The sequence below is a fragment of the Nocardioides acrostichi genome (assembly GCF_015319165.1).
Taxonomy (GTDB): domain Bacteria; phylum Actinomycetota; class Actinomycetes; order Propionibacteriales; family Nocardioidaceae; genus Nocardioides; species Nocardioides acrostichi.
This window is the reverse complement of sequence record NZ_JADIVZ010000001.1, coordinates 712198-731427: the sequence shown is the minus strand read 5'-3', so window position 1 is coordinate 731427 and position 19230 is coordinate 712198. Positions and strand designations below refer to the sequence as shown.

17 protein-coding genes are annotated in these 19230 nt (G+C 68.9%); 4 read left to right on the top strand and 13 right to left on the bottom strand.

Features of this window, described 5'->3' with window-relative positions; genetic code table 11:
- Positions 1-90 precede the first annotated feature (90 nt).
- Together ISG29_RS03465 and ISG29_RS03460 are read left to right on the top strand one after the other, a co-directional pair.
- Positions 91-1341 carry an NAD(P)/FAD-dependent oxidoreductase gene (locus tag ISG29_RS03465; RefSeq protein WP_194501918.1) on the top strand — a complete coding sequence of 417 codons (1251 nt, stop codon included), beginning with the start codon at positions 91-93 and terminating at the stop codon, positions 1339-1341.
- The gene (locus tag ISG29_RS03460) at positions 1338-3341 is read left to right on the top strand and encodes an oxidoreductase (protein WP_194501917.1); all 2004 of its coding nucleotides are present in this window, start codon (positions 1338-1340) and stop codon (positions 3339-3341) included. The genes ISG29_RS03465 and ISG29_RS03460 overlap by 4 nt, the downstream gene beginning before the upstream one ends.
- Before the next feature lie 585 nt (positions 3342-3926).
- On the opposite strand, the gene ISG29_RS03455 is transcribed toward ISG29_RS03460, so the two are convergent.
- The gene (locus ISG29_RS03455; RefSeq protein WP_194501916.1) at positions 3927-4250 is read right to left on the bottom strand and encodes a hypothetical protein; all 324 of its coding nucleotides are present in this window, start codon (positions 4248-4250) and stop codon (positions 3927-3929) included.
- Positions 4251-4423: 173 nt separating this feature from the next.
- On the opposite strand from ISG29_RS03455, the gene ISG29_RS03450 reads away from it, so the two are divergent.
- Both ISG29_RS03450 and ISG29_RS03445 read left to right on the top strand, forming a co-directional pair.
- Complete coding sequence (locus tag ISG29_RS03450; protein ID WP_194501915.1) at positions 4424-5410, top strand: hypothetical protein; 987 nt, start codon at positions 4424-4426, stop codon at positions 5408-5410.
- A 36-nt stretch (positions 5411-5446) separates the two neighbouring features.
- Positions 5447-6775, top strand: coding sequence for a PGN_0703 family putative restriction endonuclease (locus ISG29_RS03445; protein ID WP_194501914.1), 1329 nt, complete (start codon positions 5447-5449; stop codon positions 6773-6775).
- 546 nt (positions 6776-7321) lie between these two features.
- On the opposite strand, the gene ISG29_RS03440 is transcribed toward ISG29_RS03445, so the two are convergent.
- From ISG29_RS03440 to ISG29_RS03385, 12 genes are all read right to left on the bottom strand, one after another.
- The gene (locus tag ISG29_RS03440) at positions 7322-8668 is read right to left on the bottom strand and encodes an aldehyde dehydrogenase family protein (RefSeq protein ID WP_194501913.1); all 1347 of its coding nucleotides are present in this window, start codon (positions 8666-8668) and stop codon (positions 7322-7324) included.
- Entirely contained in the window at positions 8665-9555 is an 891-nt protein-coding gene (locus ISG29_RS03435) for an NAD(P)-dependent oxidoreductase (protein WP_194501912.1), read from the bottom strand. The genes ISG29_RS03440 and ISG29_RS03435 overlap by 4 nt, the downstream gene beginning before the upstream one ends.
- The gene (locus ISG29_RS03430) at positions 9552-9956 is read right to left on the bottom strand and encodes a carboxymuconolactone decarboxylase family protein (protein ID WP_194501911.1); all 405 of its coding nucleotides are present in this window, start codon (positions 9954-9956) and stop codon (positions 9552-9554) included. Before ISG29_RS03430 ends, ISG29_RS03435 begins: the two co-directional genes overlap by 4 nt.
- Before the next feature lie 22 nt (positions 9957-9978).
- A complete protein-coding gene (locus ISG29_RS03425) occupies positions 9979-10899 on the bottom strand; it encodes an MBL fold metallo-hydrolase (RefSeq protein WP_328827800.1) in 921 nt (306 codons plus the stop codon).
- Complete coding sequence (locus ISG29_RS03420) at positions 10896-12080, bottom strand: FAD-dependent oxidoreductase (RefSeq protein WP_194501910.1); 1185 nt, start codon at positions 12078-12080, stop codon at positions 10896-10898. Before ISG29_RS03420 ends, ISG29_RS03425 begins: the two co-directional genes overlap by 4 nt.
- On the bottom strand, positions 12080-12625 hold the full coding sequence (locus ISG29_RS03415; protein ID WP_194501909.1) for a YbhB/YbcL family Raf kinase inhibitor-like protein: 546 nt from the start codon (positions 12623-12625) through the stop codon (positions 12080-12082). The genes ISG29_RS03420 and ISG29_RS03415 overlap by 1 nt, the downstream gene beginning before the upstream one ends.
- Before the next feature lie 55 nt (positions 12626-12680).
- Positions 12681-13385 carry a cupin domain-containing protein gene (locus ISG29_RS03410; protein WP_194501908.1) on the bottom strand — a complete coding sequence of 235 codons (705 nt, stop codon included), beginning with the start codon at positions 13383-13385 and terminating at the stop codon, positions 12681-12683.
- Complete coding sequence (locus ISG29_RS03405) at positions 13382-14314, bottom strand: amidohydrolase family protein (protein WP_194501907.1); 933 nt, start codon at positions 14312-14314, stop codon at positions 13382-13384. Before ISG29_RS03405 ends, ISG29_RS03410 begins: the two co-directional genes overlap by 4 nt.
- 1 nt (position 14315) lies before the next feature.
- A complete protein-coding gene (locus ISG29_RS03400) occupies positions 14316-15410 on the bottom strand; it encodes an ABC transporter permease (RefSeq protein ID WP_194501906.1) in 1095 nt (364 codons plus the stop codon).
- A 3-nt stretch (positions 15411-15413) separates the two neighbouring features.
- A complete protein-coding gene (locus ISG29_RS03395) occupies positions 15414-16538 on the bottom strand; it encodes an ABC transporter permease (RefSeq protein ID WP_194501905.1) in 1125 nt (374 codons plus the stop codon).
- Positions 16535-18028, bottom strand: a complete 1494-nt coding sequence (locus ISG29_RS03390) for an ABC transporter ATP-binding protein (RefSeq protein WP_194501904.1) — start codon at positions 18026-18028, stop codon at positions 16535-16537. The genes ISG29_RS03395 and ISG29_RS03390 overlap by 4 nt, the downstream gene beginning before the upstream one ends.
- Before the next feature lie 90 nt (positions 18029-18118).
- Positions 18119-19153 (bottom strand): BMP family lipoprotein, encoded by a 1035-nt coding sequence (locus tag ISG29_RS03385; RefSeq protein WP_194501903.1) that lies wholly within the window; start codon positions 19151-19153, stop codon positions 18119-18121.
- Positions 19154-19230: the final 77 nt, after the last annotated feature.

Below are 19230 nucleotides of genomic sequence, written 5' to 3'. Positions count from 1 at the left end.
ACATGCACGCCCGCACCGTTGAAGGTAACTATAGATCGGTAATCGATCACTTACCCCAGGGGGCCGGCGTTGCACAGATGGACCACAGACGTGGCGGTGATCGGGGCCGGTGCGATCGGCGCCGCCGTCTCCGCCGAGGTGTCGGCTCGCGGGAGGAGCGTCCTCGTCCTCGAGCAGGGCGCGGGCTGGGCTGCGGGCTGCTCATGGGGCAACGCAGGGTTGATCTGCCCGAGTCACGCCGGCCCGTACGCCACTCGTGCCGACATCGGGAAGGCCGCAGGCTGGCTGCTCTCCCCCACCAGTCCCCTGGGCCTCGCGCCGCGGCCCGAGTTGGCACCCTTCATGACCAGACTGCTCGCGCACACCCGCGGCTCCGTTGCGGATCGGGTCTTGAGGATCTCGCGCGACATGTGCGCCGCGTCGCTGGCCCTCCACGACGCGATGGTGGCGAACGGACTCGCGACGGGGCTTCGCCACGAGGGTCTCCTCGACACCTACGAGACAGAGGCAGCCTTTGCCCGGGCCCGCCGCGCCGCCGACGCCCACCGGACATCGGGCCTGCGCCCGGAGATTCTCGACGCCGAAGCCGTGCGCGGCGTCGAACCCGCACTCAGCCGATCGGTGGTCGGCGGCGTCCTGTATCCCGACGAGGCGCACTGCGACCCGCTGTCCTTCGTGACGAGCGTGGGGGCGCACGCCGAGAGCCTGGGAGCTCGACTGCTGGGGTCTACCCGCGTCCTGGCCGTCCACCGCGACCGGGACGGGTCCGTGTTGCAGACGACCGCGGGCGACGTCGCCGCCAGGTCCGTCGTCCTGGCGACCGGTGCCTGGGCGCCGCCACTCGCCACGTCCGTCACCATGCCACTCATCAGCGGCAAGGGGTACACGGTCGATCTCGACGCCGGCGACCGGGAGATGCCAGCTCGACCCTTCATGCTGCAGGAGAGCCGGGTCGCAGTCACGCCTCTGGGCCGCAGGCTGCGGCTGGCTGGGACCATGGAGTTCACCGGCGTCGACCCTCGCCTCTCGATGAGGCGCATCGAGGGGATCATGAGGGCCGCTTCGCGCAACCTCCCGAGCTGGTCCGACGCCACCGTGGTCTCGCGATGGGCGGGCCTGCGACCCTGCACCCCGGACGGTCTGCCCTATCTGGGATGGGTCGACTCACGTCAACGTATTGCGGTCGCGGCGGGGCACGCGATGCTCGGCCTCACCCTCGCGCCGCTCGCGGGAGTCCAGATCGCCGACCTGCTCGAGGGCAAGCCGGTGGAGTTCGCCGACCCCCTCTCGCCCCACCGTTTCACCCGAGGTCGACGCCGTCTGGCGGGAGCTCAGCGATGAACAGCACGTGGCGCATCGACGACCCCATCCGCATCGGTCCGATCACGCTTCCGCGACGCGTGTTCTTACCCGCACATCAGCCGGGTCTGGCGGAGCACGGCACGCCCGGCGAGCGGTACATCGCCTACCACCGGCAGCGAGCCCGCGCCGGGGCTGCCATGCAGATCACGGGCGCCACGCCCGTGGTGGCCTCGTCGCAGTGGTCCCACATCTGTCTTTGGAACATCGACGAGTCGATCGTCCCGGGCTATCGCAAGCTGGGCAACGCGGTGCGCGCGGAGGGCGGGCGCATGCTGGCCCAGCTGGCGCACCCCGGCCCCACGGAGTACGGCGGACCGCACGTGTTCGGCGCATCGAGGGATCTCTCCGAGCCCACGCGTCAGGTCGCCGTAGCCGCCACCACGTCACAGCTCGAGGAGGTCGTCACCCAATACGCGGCGGCCGCGGACCGCTGTCGCCGGGGCGAGCTCGACGGCGTCGAGATCAGCATGGCCCACGGGATGCTTCTCGCCTCGTTCCTCTCCCCCTTGACCAATCGCAGAGACGATGAGTACGGCGGCGAGCTCGCGAACCGGCTCCGCCTGCCCATCCTTGTGCTCGACGCTGTCCGCGCCGCTATCGGCACCGACATGGTCCTCGGCATCCGACTGGGCGCCGACGACCTGGTCGCGGGTGGCTTGACTCCTGCTGACGCCGCGCAGATCGCGCAAGCCCTCCAAAGCCGCGCCGATTACATCAGCGTCATGGTGGGCAACAACAACCGCCTCGAGGCGAGAGTCCAGCACTGGCCTCCGACTCCGGCGGAGCCCGGCCTCTTCCGAAACGTCGCGCGCACCGTCAAGGACGCCGTCGACATTCCCGTCGCGGCGGTCGGACGCATTCTCACCCTCGACCTCGCTCACGACCTGATCGATGCCGGGGACGCAGACCTGGTGGGAATGGTGAGAGCCCAGATCGCCGACGGCGAGATCATCTCCAAGTCGAGGGCCGGGCGGACAGAGGACGTGCGGCCCTGCATCGGAGCCAACGTCTGCGTGAACGAGCTGCTGAGAGATCACCCCCTCTCCTGCATGATCAACCCGGACGCACGAACCTCGGACGATCTCGCCTCGGCCGCACGCTTGGTCGGGCACCGCAGCGTTGTCGTCGGCGGAGGCCCCGCAGGGATGGAGGCCGCTCGCCGGTTGGCAACCCGTGGCAGCGAGGTGACGCTCTTCGAGGCACTCCCCCGCCTGGGTGGCCAACTGGCCCAGTGGGCCACGGCGCCGAGTCGGGCTGAACTCATGAAGTGGGTCGCCTGGCAGGAACGTCAGCTCGACGCGCTCGGTGTGGACGTGCGGCTGAACACTCCGTTCACCTCTGAGATGGTGACGGAGCTGATGCCCGAGACGGTCGTGCTCGCGACGGGCTCGAGTCAGGTTCCGACCGAGATCCGCGTCGACGACGGCAGCGTCGTGCGCCACACCCCGGCCGATGCCTTCAACAACGTGATCCCGGGTGGGCATCGGGTCCTCGTCTTCGATGAGGTGGGCGAACTCGACGGCGCACTGATCGCCGAGCACCTGGTCGCGATCGGGCACGAGGTGACGCTGGCCACCGCGCGCGTGCACGTGGGCGAGGGCGAGGGCATCAACACTCTCTTCACCATGTTGCGGCGACTGAACGACATCGGCGTCACTGTCGTAGAGCGCGTGCGACCGGTAGAGGTCTCGCGAGGCTCCGTGCGTCTGGCGGGCGTCTTCGGCGGTGAGGACCGCATGATCTCCACCGACTCCTTCGTGGGCTGGTCGGGCGGGATGCCGCTTCTGGATCTGGTTGGCAGCCTGGAGTTGGCGGGCGTCAGCCCGCTCATCATCGGGGATGCCCTTCGCCCACGTCGGGTCATGGATGCGACCGGCGACGCCAAGCAAGCCACGGACGCGATCCCAGGTTCGCCGGGTCCGAGCCCCGAAGGCTCCCAGGAGCGAAACCAAGCTGTGTCCTACTTCAAGGCCACGTAGTCCCCCCGGACTGACTCGTCCTGGGTGTGCACTGCTCGGCGCGCCACGAGGTCCGGGCCGTGTCGTCGCCCCTGATTCCCCCGGGGCTGGCCGAGGACTTGTTCCATGAGCTGCCTGAAGAGGATGAAACCGAACGTCGACGTGCCGTTACTCAGACGACCAGTCGATGTCGGAATGTGGTGTTGCTTGGCGGCGGGCGACCGATCCGAAGACGGACAGTCGCAGCCGTGTTCGACCGCGAGGGCCTTGAAGGTGGGCGCGGCCGCTTCGAGCAACACCTCGGCGTGGACCCCCGCTCCGTTTGACGGCGAACTTGGGCTGCTGGCTCACAGCAGGCTGGGCGATGCCCACCGCCTCGGCGATCGGGCGCTGCGACATGCCGGCGGCGACCATCGCCCGCAGGGCGAGCACGCGGCGAGGTCGGGCGACGTCCTCGTCGGGGCGGGCGCCGCGGTACTCGGCCGACGGGTTCACAAGGGAAAATTGTCAGGTCACGTCCCGGGGCCTTGACCGCGAGCCCCTTCGTCGCGTCTACGACACGACACCCACTCACGATGGCATCCGCATCGAGCCGTCAGGCGTGAGCTACGACGTCTGGCTGACGAAATAGACGAACGACCACGCTAGGTCCACCAGTCCGGTCACGAGTGCTCCGAGGACCACTCCCACCCCAAGCCGGCGCCGGCCACTGACCGCCAGGGCAACCAGTCCGGCGAGAACCGTCACGGCAAGGACTGCGATGACCGGCCACATCCACCGACCGTAGTGGTAGGAGATCGCGCCGTAGCCGGAGAAGCCGTACCTGGCTGTCACCGTGAACCAGAGAGCGAGAGCCACCAGCGCGTTCGTCGCGACCGCCGCACCGAATCCGTTCAACCCACCAGGAGTGGAGGTGCGCCCGCCGTTCACCGCCACAGTCTGCGCCATCGTACGCGCAAGACGCCAGAGAAGACCCTCCCGCAGCCCTCCTACCCCCTCAGCAGTCCCAAGGTGACCCGGGAGGCCTGCTGGTCTTCCTATGCCGGAAACAACCCGAGCCAGTTCGGATGCGACTTCAAGGTGGCTTGAGGTAGAACCGACCCATGGTGGACATCGGCGACCTTCGCTACGACCGCAGCGTGACATCCGCTTTCGCGTGTCTCTTTCAATCAGGGTTTGCCAGCTCACTCGTGGACTACGCACGTGGCAAGTACCCAATCGACTTCCAGTACCGCAAGGATCCGAAGACCGGCCGCCAGTGGGCGACGCTGTACGTCGGACTCACGGCAGTCGTGAACGTCCTCGATAAGGGTTCCAAGGGACTCGCGCTCGACGCTCACAAGACCTACCGGGATCCGACGCTCAAACTCGGCTGGAGCGACGAATGGGCCACGCCGGCATCGGCGGTCACCTGGGGGGAGCGCTGGCCGCTCGTCGAGGCGTATCTGGAACGTGCAATCCCCAAGATCGTTACCGACGGGAGATACGTGAGAACAGAAGGGATCGTCCAAGCGTCGGTCTCCGCACATCTCCTCGACCAGAGTCGCGTCGTGATCGATCGTGAAGCCCTGCCCTCCTTCCGCGACACGGCAACAAAGGCCGCTGTACACGCGACATACAACGACCCATTGGTCGAAGCCCTCGCACGGCGGCGACCGACTCCTGGCGTACCACCCGCCCGGTTCGGAATGGAATGCGACGCGCTCGCCGTGGATGCCGGGGGCCACCTGGTTGCCATCGAGATCAAGCCCGGCAGTGTCGCCTCACTTGCATGGGTCTCGGCCCAGGCCACGATGTACGCGCGGATCCTGCAGCACTGGGTCGACAACGACCCGACCTGGCAGGACACGATCACCAAGATGTTCGCTCAACGGCAGGCACTCGGACTGGTCCGGCCCGACTTCGAACTGCCGACGCTCCAACCGCGCGTGGTGCCTGCCGTCGCCTTTCAACGGATGGCCTCGCCCGTGTTGGTCCAGCGGATGTATGACGTCCAAGACGTGCTCCTCGAGGAGAAGGTGGGCGACCCGGAGCTCGCCTTCTATGCCGTCGCGCCGTCAGGGCGCCTCGACCCCCACACCCCAGCTTGAGTGTTCTGTGCCAGATCCGATCTACCCTCCTGAGTGATGACGCACGACGACTACGCGATCGAGCAACAGGCGCTCGCTGCCGCTTGGAAGAAGCGCACTCCCACGTTGTGGCCCGCCGCGAGGAAAGCGGCACCTTGGATCGATCAGGACGGCAAGCCGGTCGGCCACTACGCCCACTGCCTGCCCGCCGAGAACGCCGCCGGAAACCTCCTGCCCGATAGCTACGGAGCCACCGAACTCTTCAGCGAACTAGGCATACCCTGGCACTGCGGCATCGACGGAGGCCCCGGCAACAACCTGCTCTCAAGCCAGGTCCAGTGTGTGAACGCGCTGATGCCCATGGTCCACGACCCTATGCGGATCGTCCGAGCCTTCGGCAACGCAGTCGACATCGCCGAGGTTCTCGAGATCGAGCCCGGACGCCATCTCACCTTCGAGTACATCGGCCCGACCGACTACTTCGACGAAGGTGCAGGCAAGCCGCGCGTGAGAGGCACCCGGTGCACCAGCTTCGACGCGGCATTCCTCTACCGCACCTGCGTCGGCACGACCGAGCTCGCTCTGGTCGAGTGGAAATACACCGAGAGGTACACGACCGCCCGCAAGCCCAACCCCGGCTATGACAAGACCCGGATCAAGAGATACGGCGCGGCTTACAACGATCCTTCCGGGCCGCTTCATTCGGAGCTGATCGACATCGAGTGGATGCTGGATGAGCCGTTCTACCAGCTGATGCGCCAGCAACTGCTCGCTTGGCGGCTCGAGCAGGATCGCGCCGAGGGCGCCGACATCGTGCGTGTGTTGCACGTCCTCCCACCTGACAATCGTGCGTACCAGACCTCGATGGTCCGGGCCGAGCATCGCGCACTGGGTGGGAGCGTCGACGACGTGTGGAGGAGGTTGCTGCGCACTCCCGACCGGTTCCGTCATCTCGACCCCGCCGTCCTCCTCGCCCAGAGCATCACCAGCTGGGACTACGTCGACCGCTACTCCCCGACCGGCACGAATGAAATGCCCTGGGGCGTCAGCGTGTGGCGCGATAGCGACGAGCGCATTACCGCCGCTGCTTACGTACACGAGAATGGCTTCGAGTGGTGCCACCGACCGGCGCAGGACTTCGATTCTCCGCCGCGCGATCGCACGGAGCTGGTCTCGCTACCTGACCGGGAGTACTTCAGCTTGTTCGATGACGAGAAGACGATGATCGTCGGTTCGCTCGAGTACGCGCGGGCGTTCCTCCGCGCGGTGGTCGCGACAGGCCTGAGTGAGCCGAACGGCCTGACCAGCTCCTCTTGGCCCGAACAAGTCAGCCATATCATCAGTACCTGGCCGCCGGTCGACATGGAGTCTCGATCCGGCCTGTAGCTCGACCCGCTCACCTCGTTCCGGCGGCGAGCCGGTCAAATGCAAAAGCTGCCGACATCTGGACCGCGGCGATTCGCGAGGCACTGCCCGCGGCGCAGGTAGCTCAGTCGGCACGACGCCGGCCCAAAACCCGAGATGCGAGGCATCTCTCGAGGAACGATACGAATCCTCACGAGCCAAGCGGTGGTGAAGCCGGTGGCGGGCACGAGCATCACGGCCGGACCGGTGCCCGTCGGCGACCTTGCCCGATACGAGTTCGACGTATGACGGCCGGGAGCGTTGTCGCGACAAATCTGGCATCGATCGATAGTCGCTCCCCCTCGCCGATCCCACGAGAGTCAGGAGTTTCAGGTCGAGCGGAAGAGACGTTGCAGGCGATCGAGCCCCTCGATGAGGTCGTCGTCAGCGCTTTCGTCCGCTCAGTGCACGCCGCGTCGAGCTGGGCGACGTCGACCAGGTACCCCTAGGTCTCGTCCGCCATCACGGGAACGAGAACCCCGCCCGCGAGAGGTCGCTCTGGTCATGACGAGAGCGAGACGGTGCCGATCACGGCGACGAGATGCGGACGCTGACGCTCTTGAGGTGGGAGTAGTGCGCCAGCGCTTCGATGCCCTTCTCGCGCCCGTAGCCGCTGGCCTTGTGGCCTCCGAACGGCATCTGCACCGACTGGGTCGACCAGGAGTTGATGTAGACCTGACCGGCCTCGATCGCGGTGGCGACGCGGAAGGCCCGGGACATGTCGTTGGTGAAGACGCCGCCGACCAGCCCGTACTCGGAGTCGTTGGCGATGCCGATCGCCTCGGCCTCGGTGTCGAACGGGATGACGGCGAGAACCGGGCCGAAGACCTCCTCACGGGCGATGCGCATGTCGTTGCTGACGCCGGTGTAGACCGTCGGTTCGACGTACCGCTTTCCGGCGAGCGCCGGGTCGTCGGCGATCGCGCCGCCCGTGGCTGCCACCGCGCCGTCCTCTGCCGCGACCCGGAAGTAGTGCTGGACGGTCTCGTACTGCTTGTCGGTGATCATCGGACCGAGCTCGTGGCCTGGTCGCTGGCGACGTGTGACACCGACGACCTTGGCGACGAACTCGTCATGGATCGACCGCTCGACCAGCAGGCGGGTGCCGGAGGAGCACACCTGCCCGGCGTTGCCGGTGAAAGCGCGGACGGCCTCGGTGGCCGCGAAGTCGAGGTCGGCGTCGGCGAAGACGATGTTCGCCGACTTGCCGCCGAGCTCGAGGGTGAGCGGCAGAATGCGCTCGGCGGCGATCCGGCCGATGGTCTGGCCGACCGGCACGGAGCCGGTGAAGGCGACTTTGCGAACAAGCGGATGCTCGACGATCGCGGTGCCGACGGTCGCCCCGGGACCGGTGACGACGTTGAACACGCCCGCGGGTAGGCCCTCTTCGAGTGCGATGCGGGCCAACGCAACGGTGGTGCCGGAGGTGGTCTCGGCGGGCTTGGCGACGACGACGTTGCCGGCTGCGAGTGCGGGAGCGCAGGCGCGGGCAGCCTGGTTCAGGGGCAGGTTCCACGGGGTGATGACCCCGACCACGCCGAAGGGCTCGCGGACGGTGTAGACGTGCAGGTCCGAGCGCACGTCGAGGACGTCCCCCGCGGGCAGGTGCACGAGGGAGGCGTAGAACTCGAAGTACTCGGCCGCGCCGCGGATCTCGGCTTCGGCCAACGCGGTCGGCTTACCGGTCTCGGCGCACTCGATGGCCACGAGCTCGTCGAGGTCAGCCAGCATCCGCCGGGCGATGGCCATCAACACCCGGCCGCGGTCGAAAGACGCCAGGTACCGCCAGTTGGGTGCGGCGGCCGCGGCGGCCCGACAGGCGTCATCGACGGCCCGCTGCGCGTCAGTCAGGGAGGTGTCCTGGAGTGCGGTCATCGGGGCCCTCCTACGAGGCGGTACATCTCGGTGTGATCGGTGGCCGGGGCCACCTCGGCTGCCACGGTCCTCCACTGCTGGCCCACGGCGTCGGACACGTCGGTCCGAAAACCCAGGGACCGCGCCACCTCGAGGGCGATGGCAACGTCCTTGGCCATCAGCTGGAGAGCGAAGCCGGAACCGAAGGTGCCGCTGGTCATGAACTGGACGACCTTGTTCTCGCTGGTGTTGGAACGACCCGAGGAGCCGTTGAGCACCTCGTTCATCATCTCGGGTTCGATCCCGAACGCCTCGGCGACCCGCAGTGCCTCGACGGTCACGGACACGCTGGCAGCGGAGACCAGGTTGTTGAGCGCCTTCGCGGCGTGCCCGGCGCCGACCGGGCCGACGTGGACGACGTTCTTGGCCAGGTGCTCGAGCAGCGGCGCGATCTCGGCGAGGTCTTCGTCGGCGCCGCCGGTCATCACGGCGAGCGTCCCGGCGATCGCACCGCGGACACCCCCGGAGACCGGGGCGTCGACGAGGCGCACGTCCAGCCTCTGCAGACGCTCGGCCAGCGCCCGCGTGCGCGTGGGGTCGGAGGAGCTCATGTCGACGACCAGAGATCCGGCACCTGCGAGCGCGGCCAGCCCGTCACCTCGGCCGGTGCCCTCGAGCACCCCCTCGACGACCGCGGAGTTTGGCAGCATGAGGATGAGCAGCTCAGCCGTGGCGAGCGACCTCTGGTCGTCTGCCGCCATCGCGCCTGGGTGCGTGGCGACGAACGAGTCGGCGACTCCGGGGGCGATGTCGGAGACGACGAGCGGGTACCCCGCGGCGTGCAGGCGATCGGCCATGGGAGTCCCCATGTTGCCGAGGCCGATGAAGCCGATGAGCGGCAGGCTCATGCGCCGGCCGCCCCTGCTGTGGCCTCGGCGTCCATCGCCGTGAAGACCTCTTGAGCCAGGCGGAAGCTCTCGAGGGCAGCCGGGCCACCGCAGTAGAAGGCGGTCTGCATCAGCACCTCTTTGATCTCGTCGCGGGTGACGCCGTTGTTCAATGCGCCTCGCACGTGGACCTTGAACTCGTGGCCCCGGTTGAGGGCGGTGAGCATGCCGAGATTCACCAGGGACCGGTCGCGGAAGCTGAGTCCGGGACGATCCCACACGTCGCCCCAGCAGTACTGGGTGACGTACTCCTGCAGGTCACGGGAGAAGTCGGTGGCCGCGGCAAGAGAGGCGTCGACGTAGGCGGTGCCGAGGACCGCGCGGCGGTTCGTCAGGCCGGTCTCGAAGAGGTCGTTGTTCATGGGTTTCCTTCGGTTGGAGTTATCAGATCAGGGGCAGATCGGCCCAGCCCTCGACGGCGAAGCCATCGCCGTCGGCATGGACCGTGCAGGCGGAGTGACCGCCGAAGTGGCCGGGGAAGAGCAGAAGTCGACGTTCCGCCGCCTCACCGAGGATCCGGCGACGGGCAGCGCGGGCCATGGCAGGGTCTTCGCACCAGCAGCTGTTGACGTCCGGGCTGGCGACCTGCACGGGCGAGTGCAGGATGTCGCCGACGAAGAGTGCACCTTCGCCGCCGCTCTCCAGACGGAGCACCGAGGAGCCGGGCGTGTGCCCGGGGTGCGCCTCGAGGACGAGGTTGTCGTCGAGCCGGTAGCTGCCGCGCCACTGGTGTACCAGCCCGGCTTCCAAGACTGGCTTCACACTGTCCTCGAACACGTTCTGGTTGCCGTCGCCTGGCCCTCGCGGGTTCGCGATCGGATCCCAGTAGGTGACGTCAGCAGCCGGCATCAGGTACGTCGCCCGCTGGAACGTCGGCACCCACGAGCGGCCCTCCAGCACGGTGTTCCACCCGACGTGGTCCACGTGCAGGTGGGTGTTGATGACGATGTCGACGTCCTCGGGCGTGACCCCCACCGCGGCGAGCTGGTCGAGGTAGGGGTTGTCGAAGTGGCCGTAGACCGAGGCATACGGCCGCTCCTTGCCGTTGCCGGCGCCGGTGTCGAGGAGGATCAGGCGGTCCTGGCTGCGGATGAGCCAGCTCGACAGCACCGTGCGAAGCGTCCCGGTGCCGGCGTCGTAGAACGCCGGATCGAGCCAGTCGACGTTCTGGGTCCAGTACGCCGGATCGGCGTCGGGGAACAGAAACCCGGGGGTGCCGGGGCTGGGTCCGGCGTACTCCTGAATCCGGGTGACCTCGACGTCGCCGATGGTCACCGTGGCCGGCGGCCCGAAGGGAATGTTCACGACGACGCCGGCTCTGTGGCGAGGGGCACCGGGTAGAGCGCCAGGTGCTCGGGCGTGGCCGCGGCCAGCTCGAAGTTCGCCGTCTCCATCACCTCGGGGGTGAAGCCGTTCCCCCGGGCCAGCGTGCGGGTCTCGGCCATGTAGGCACTGCGGGCCTGCGCGGCGTCGGTCATCGCGCGCTGGCGGTCCTCCCAGACCGCGAGTGCGGTGCCGAGGTCGTCGTGCTCGCTCAGCACATGGGCCAGCTCGACGGCGTTGACCATGCCGACGCTGGCGCCTTGGCCGAGGGCCGGACACATGGCATGGGCGGAGTCGCCGACCAGCACCACTCGGCCTGCCGACCACGGCTCGACCCTGTTGGTCTGGTAGGGGTCGTGACGGCCTCCGGTGGCCTCAGCGGCCAGCTCGATCACCGGGGCAAGGTGCGGGAACCGAGCCGACCAGACCTCGGGGTCGATGGGGATCTGGGAGGCGCGCTCGTTGTCGGTAGTCGCCATCATGCCCATGTAGATGGTGTCCGGACCGGTGGTGATGAAGAGGATCCGCATCGCGTCCGGTTCGAGGGTCCAGTAGTCGATGACCCGGTCCCACTCCTCGCCTTGGAACTCCTCGGGACGCCGCACCAGGACACGGCAGACGCCGTCTTGGTACTTCTTGCGCTCCTGGACGAGCTCGGGCCGGGAGTTGCGGACGGCGGACCCGGCGCCGTCGCAGGCGAGCACGAGGTCGGCTTGCAGGCGGCTGCCGTCTTCGAGGACGAGCACGCCCGAAGGTTCGGCGGCGACTGCCTTGGATCCGGTGACCAGGTCGACGCCGGCGTCGCGGGCGGCGTCGACGAGGATCGCGTGCAGCCGGGGGCGGGTGATCGCCCAGTAGGGGTAGCCGGCGAGCTCGGGGGTGAACATCTCGCCGTTGAGGCTGGTGGCGTAGGCGTCGGGGACGACGCCCTCGGCCTTGATCCGGGGCGCAACGCCGATGACCTCCAGGGCGAGCATGGCGTTGCGCCACAGCAGGATCCCGGCGCCGAAGTCGCGCAGGGTGTCGTTCTGCTCGTGCACGCGCACGCTCCACCCGGAGCGTGCCAGCGCGATCGCGGCGGTCAGGCCGGCGAAGCCGGCTCCGGCAACCTCGGCGTGCCTGGGGGTGCTGGTCGAGCCGGTAGCGCTGGCGGTGCTGCTCATCAGTTGACCTCGGCAGAGTCGACCCACGCCGTCAGGTGGCCGCGGGCGAGGGTGTGGAAGTGGAGGTTGAAACCGAGGACCGTGGGGGTCAGATCCTCGGGGATCTCGAGGACTGGCACGTCGACGGCGTGCACGATGAAGACGTAGCGGTGGCGGCCCGTTCCGGGAGGGGGGTTGGGTCCGACGAACTGGCGCATGCGGACGTCGTTGGGGAGCGTGAGCGCTCCCCCGGGCATCGAGTCCGCACCCTCGGCGCCGGCACCCTGGGCCAGCGATGTCACCTCGGCGGGGATGTTCGCGACCGCCCAGTGCATGAACCCGATGCCGGTCGGTGCGTCCGGGTCGTAGCAGGTGATCGCGTAGCTCTTCGTCCCCTCCGGTGCGCCGGCCCAAGCCAGCTGGGGCGAGAGATGGGTGCCTCCGATCTCCGGGTCGCGGAACGGGACGGGCACCTCGCCGCCGTGCTCGAGGTCGGCACTGGTCACGGCCAGGGCGGGGGCCGGGGTCCACGCCGCGTACGGGTCGTCGGGGTTCAGATCGTTCATGCGTGCTCCTGGTTCAGCGTCTCAGACAAGAGTCGGTGAGGTGTCGGAAGCGGCGTCAGCCGCGCGGGTCGGGGGTGGTGATGACGGTGAGGAGGCGCAGCGGCGAGGTGACGCTCAGCACCCCGCTCCAGCCGGCGTTGAGAGCAACGACGCTGCCGGCGTCGAGCGTGAGCACGGTGCCGTCGTCGCCGAGCACCTGGGCCGCACCCGAGATCAGGTGGAGGAAGCGTGCGTGCTCGTCCGCGTCGTACCGGCTCTGCCCCTCGGGCACCTCGGTGACCAGGCAGGAACCGTCGGGCCCGTCGAAGGCGACCAGTCCGCCCTCGGGCAGCGGGCCCGCGACGGTCTCGGCGTCGACGAACGTGCACGGCACCGGTTCGACCGGAAGCGGCGGTACCGGAGTGCTGTGCACGTAGACCTTCCGGATCGTCTCGCGGATGTCCCAGTGGCCCATCCAGCTGTAGGGCAGCACCAGGATCGACCCGGGGGTCAGCTCGTGCGTCGTGCCGTCCCAGTCGACGATGTTGCCGGCGCCCTCGGTGAAGTACATGAACGAGCCCCGGCGGTCCTTATGCCGTGGGTAGACGCCAGCGTCGCAGGCCCACACGGCGAAGAAGCCGTCCGCAGCGTCGGAGACCACCTCCTCGTAGGCGTACGGCGCGCCGAAGGTGATCGGGGACATGTCGATCTCGATCGGCAGTTCGCCGTGCAGGACACTCGCGCCGTCGAGGTAGGGCGCGGCCTGGCTTCGCGTGGTCAAGGGTTTCCTCCAGTGGTCGGTGCGGTGATCAGGTCGGCGGTCACCGGCGGCGGTCCGGCCGCGGTCGCTGACACGTCGGCCGACTCGATGCCGAGCAGGTCGAACGAGGGTCGGTGCAGCAGCTCGTGGAGCTCGTCGTCGGTGATGGGAGTGATGCCCGCGCGTTGGGTGTGGGCGACGACACGGTGGAGAGCCTCCACGGCGCTCGTGGCGCCGACCATCGGCGAGTCGCTGCCGAAGAGGACCTTGCCCAGGACGCCGTACTCCTTGGCGGCGACCAGGGCGTTGGCGAGCACGGTGGGCCGGTTGGGCAACGCTGAGGTGTCGGCGTACACGTGCGGGTGCCGGCGCATCACGACGGCCGTCTCGTAGATCCAGGGATGGCCCAGGTGCGCGATGACGATGCGCAGCTGGGGGAAGGCGAGCGCGACGTCGTCGATCAGCAGTGGGTTGGCCTCGCTGAGACGGCCACTGTCGGTGAAGATCGCGCCCTGGTGGATCAGGACGGGCAGGCCGAGCCGCTCGGCGGTGCTGAAGACCCGCAGGTACATCGGGTGCAGCGGCGAGATGCCCTGGTAGATCGGACCGAGCTTGATGCCGACCAGACCGAGGTCGGCGTGGCAGCGCTCGACCTCCTCGGCCGCGTCGCGGCGGGTCGGGTCGACGGACATGAACCCGACCGTCTGCCCCCCGACGGCCTCGACGAAGGCCGCGACCTCGTCGTTGGGCACCCACATGCCGGCGGCGGTTGCCTGGAGCCCGAAGACGATGGTGCGCTCGGCGGGTGCCACCTGACGTCGGTAGCTCTCGATGGTGACCAGGTCGATGTCGGCGGCCGCGTGCCGGCGCGCGACCCGGGAGAGCCCGTCGGTCCAGGGCGGTCCTTGGTGCTCGGGGGTCCAGTAGTGGGTGTGGACGTCGGTGATCACGTCATGCCTCGCTTCGGACGTACGGGATGGTGAGCGCGGACGGCGCCTGGTGCCGCGACGCCTTGGCCGCGGCCAGCGCCACGAGCGCGAGGACATAGGGCATCGCCAGCCACAGCGACGCGGGCAGGCTGACGTCCGGTGGACGGATGGCGAACCACACCAGCACGGTCGAGCCGGCGACCACGAGCAGTCGTGGAGGCGTCAGCAGCGCCGTCGCCGTGCGGGTGCCGTCGGCGCGGGTGGCCAGCCGGAGCACGATCGGGACCAGCAGGATCGCAGCCACCGCCCAGACCTCGCGCGGGATCACGTCGAGAGACTGCAGCCGCAGCTGGATAGCGTCGGTGGTGGCGAAGATGGCCACGGCGAGCAGGACGCCGCGCAGGCGCCACATGCCGAAGAGCACCGCGGCGATGGCCAGGTATCCGCGCCCGCCGACCATGTCGTCGCGGAAGACCCCGACGTCGCCGATCGAGACGTAGGCACCGGCTGCGCCCGCGGCGACGCCGGCCAGCAGCACCGTGGCCCACCGCACTCCGCGGACACTGACCCCTGCCGCGTCAGCGGCCATCGGGGTCTCCCCCACCGCGACGAGGTTGATGCCCCAGGTGGTGCGGTGCAGGGCGTAGGCCGTACTGACGACGACGATGGCGGTGGCGTAGATGAAGAGATCCTGGCGGAAGAGGACGTCGCCGATGACCGGGAGGGCGGAGAGTCCGGGGATGGCCAAGCGGGGCAGCGGATCGAAGGTCCGGGGCTCGGGGATGAAGTGCTGGTTGAGGAAGGCGGTGACGCCGTAGCCGAGGATGCCGATCGCGATTCCGGCCACGATCTGGTCGACCCGAGCCTCGATGGCCAGGATCCCCATCAGGGCGGCGCCGAGGACACCGCCGGCGATGCCTCCCAGGAAGCCGAGCATCTGATTGTCGACCTGGCACATGACGGCGTACCCGCAGAAGGCGCCGGAGAGCATCACGCCCTCGAGGCCGACGTTCATGACGCCGGCCCGCTGGGCGAGCAGCTCGCCGTTGGCGGCCAGCAGCACGGGTGCGGCGATCGTGAGCACCGAGACGAGGAAGGCGACGTCGAACACACCCATGACTCAGACCCCCGTTCCGGCGGTGGCAGGGCGGGGGCTCGCCTCGAGCGTCGACGGCTCGGGCACGGGTGGCGGCGTGCGTCGGCGACGCATCGCGACCGCGGCGGCGATCAGGACGAGGACGATCACCGCGCCTTGGAGCACGGAGGTGAGCGTGGACGGCACGTCCAGCAGGCTCTGCAGGGAGGTGCTGCCGACGTTGAGGGAGGAGAAGACGACTGCGGTGACCATGGCACCGATCGGCGAATTGCGGGCGAGTAGGGCAACGGCGATCCCGTTGAACCCGACGCTGGCCTCGAATCCTTCGCTGAGCCAGGGCGCTGCGCCGGCGAAGAGCAGCGCGGCGCCGGCCAGGCCGGCGAAGGCTCCGGAGGCCACGATCGCGCTGGCGCCGGCGCGGACGGGGTCCATGCCCTGCCAGCGGGCTGCGGTGACGTTGCCGCCCGAGGCCCGAACGGTGAACCCGAAGGTGGTGCGCGAGAGCACCCAGACCAGCCCGACGGCCAGCACCGGGGCGAGGAGGACGTCGTAGGACAGCGTCATTCCGGGGATCTGGGGGAACGCCGGCCAGGAGGTGGACGGCGCGAAGTTGGCCGACTGGGGCTGCTTGTCGAGGGATCCCTGCAGCGGGCCGCGGACCAGCCAGGCGAGAACCTGGACGGCGACCAGGTTGAGCAGCAGCGACGACACGATCTCCAAGACGCCGCGCGATGCCCACAGCCAGGCGACGATGCCGGCCCACATGGCGCCGCCGGCGATGCCGGCCACCGCGCAGAGCAGGACCGCGAAGGGGCCGGGTAGCGACTCGGCGTGCAGGCCGACGGCCGCGGCCGCGCAGCCGCCGATGACGACCTGGCCGGGGAACCCGACCTGGATGCGGCCTGCCTTCTCGGTGACGATCCAGCCGAGGGCCACCAGGAAGAGCGGGACGGCCTGGGTGAGCGTGGTGCCGGCGTTCGTCGAGCTACCGAAGGTGCCGGCCCAGAACGCATCGGCTGCATCCAGCGGAGAGACACCGATGGTGAGCAGCAGCAGGGCAGCGATCAGCAACGTGACCGCGGCGACGGCGACCTGGGTCAGCAGTCGCTGGGCGAGCCCGAGGATCGTGGCTGTCGAGAGGAGCGTCATGACGCCTCCTGGGTGGTCATCAGCTCGCCGACGCGGGCGCGAGTGGCTTCGGCGGCGGTGAGCGCGCCCTGGGCGCGGCCGTGGGCCAGGACGAGGATGCGGTCGGAGAGGGAGAGGACTTCGTCGAGGTCCATGGAGATGAGCAGGACCGCGCCGCCCTGGGCGCGGTGCTCGAGGAGACGCCGGTAGACGAACTCGGTGGCGCGCACGTCGAGGCCGCGCACCGGCTGGACGGCAACGACCAGGCTCGGGGAGGTGGCCAGCTCTCGGGCCAGGACGGCCTTCTGCTGGTTACCGCCGGAGAGCCGTCCCATGGGCTGGTTCTCGCTGGTGGCTCGCACCTCGTAATCGGCCATGAGCTTCCGGGCGCGGCTGCGGGCTGCGCGGGGGTCGAGGACGCCTCGGCGGGCGAGGGGTCGTTGACGCAGGGTGCGCAGGTTGATGTTCTCCCACAGGCGCATCGCCCCGACCATCCCGACGTGGTGACGGTCCTCGGCGATCAGGGCACCGCCGGCGGCGTAGAAGGCGGCAGGCGTGCGGTCGTCGTAGGGCTTACCGGCCAGCTCGATGCGACCGGCGGTGGACCGCCGTACTCCCAACAAGGTGTCGACCAGTTCGGCCTGACCGCTGCCGGCCACTCCCGCGACGCCGAGGATCTCGCCCGCGCGCAACTGGAGGCTGACGCCGTCCAGTGCCTTCGGTCCGCGGGGCTGGTCTGGATCCCTGGGAACGGTGAGGTCGCGGATGACCAGGGCGGGCGCTCCGGGCGAGACGGGCTCGAGGACGCGTCGGGTCTCGATCGATGCTCCGACCATGAGCTCCACGAGTCGCTCACGGGTCGTGTCGGCGATGGCTCCGGTACCTGCGACGGCTCCACCGCGCAGCACGGTCCACTGGTCAGCGACCGCGAAGACCTCGGACATCTTGTGCGAGATGAGGATGACTGCGTGACCGTCGTCGGCGAGCCGGCGCATCAGCCTCGCCAGCTCCTCCCACTCCTCGGGGGTGAGCGCGGCCCCGGGCTCGTCGAAGATCAGGATCCGGGCGCCGCGGCACAGGAGCTTGACGATCTCGAGTCGTTGCCGCTCACTGATCGAGGCGTCCGCGACCCGGCGGTCCGGGGTGATCCGCAGTCCGCTCTCCCGCTCGACCTGCTCGGCGCGCTCGAGCGCGGCACGGCGGCCGTCGCGCACCGGGAACGCGGCCGGTGCCAGGGCCAGGTTCTCGAGCTCGGTGAGGGTGGGCACCAAGGTGAAGTGCTGGTGGACCATACCGATCCCGGCGCGCAGTGCCTGCTCGGGGCGTCGGAAGTCGACCGGCGTCCCGTCGACGACGACATCGCCGTCGTCGGGCTGGTAGAGGCCGGTGACGATACGCATGAGGGTCGTCTTTCCAGCGCCATTCTCACCCAGCAGGGCGTGCACCTCGCCCCAGCCGACCTCGAGGTCGACCGAGTCGTTGGCAATGAAGCCGCCAAAACGCTTGGTCACCCCCGAGAGTCGCAGAGCGGGCTGCGTCGAGGACTGCGATGGAGATCGACGGGTGGTCTGCGCACCGGGATCGGGCATCGAGGTCATGGATCAGCGCTGCTCGAAGTCGTAGTCGGGCTTCGGCAGCAGGACGTTCTCCTCGGGGGTGATAGTGCCGTCGGAGATCTCGCCGGTGACCTTCTCGACCAGCGCCTTCTCCTCAGCGCTCGGCTTGTCGTCGCAGAACTGGAACGAGAGCGCACCTGACTCCAGGCCGAAGCTGATCGCTCCCGCCGGAAGGTCGCCCGCCGCCGCTTCGGTGGTCGAGGTCTTGAGCACGTCGGCCCAGCTGACGACACCGGACCCGACGATGTTCGGATTCTCGTCGCAGTGGAGTGCGAACACGTTGTAGACCTCGGTGCCGGCTGCGGCGTCCGCGGCCTGGTAGATGCCCTCGGAGCCGCTGTCGAGGTCGGAGAGGATCTGGTCGGCACCGTTGGCGATCATCGCCTCGGCGGCCTGCTTGGCCTTGCCGACGTCGTTGTAGTCGTTGGTGTAGGCCTGGTAGACCTCGGTGTCGGGGTTCTCCAGGGCGGCACCCTGCTTCATCCCGTAGTACCAGGCGGTGGACGAGGGAACCTCGGGGCCGGCGATCATGCCGATCTTCTTGCTCTTCGAGCGCATCGAAGCGACGGCGCCGGCGACGATCGCGTCGAGGCCGACGGCAACGGTCACGGAACTGACGTTCTCGGCGAACTCGTCGAGGTCGGAGGCGACGAGCACGAAGTGGGTGTCGGGGTACTTGGGCGCGACGACGGCGACCGCCTTGTTCAGGACGGCCCCGTCGGCGATGACGACGTCGTTGTTGGCGGCCAGGGTCTGCAGTCCCTCGATCTGGTCCTGGGACTCCGCGACGTTGTCGACGATCGAGGTCAGCTCCATGTCGCCGGCATCGACTGCGTCCTGGACGCCGACGAGGGCGTACTGGGTGAACCCTCCATCGTTGCGAGGAGCCGGGGAGAGGAAGCCGACCTTCACGGTGCCGCTGTCCGCGACCTCGCCGCTGTCGGACGAGGATGAGCCGCAGCCGGCGAGCGAGAGTGGCAAGGCGAGCGCGACCGGGATCGCGGCGAGCTTCAAGCGCATGGGCATGCCTTTCAGGCGTCCCGGCTCACGCCGGGTCGGATGGGTGACACCGGCGCTGCGACTCGTGGTATGTCAGT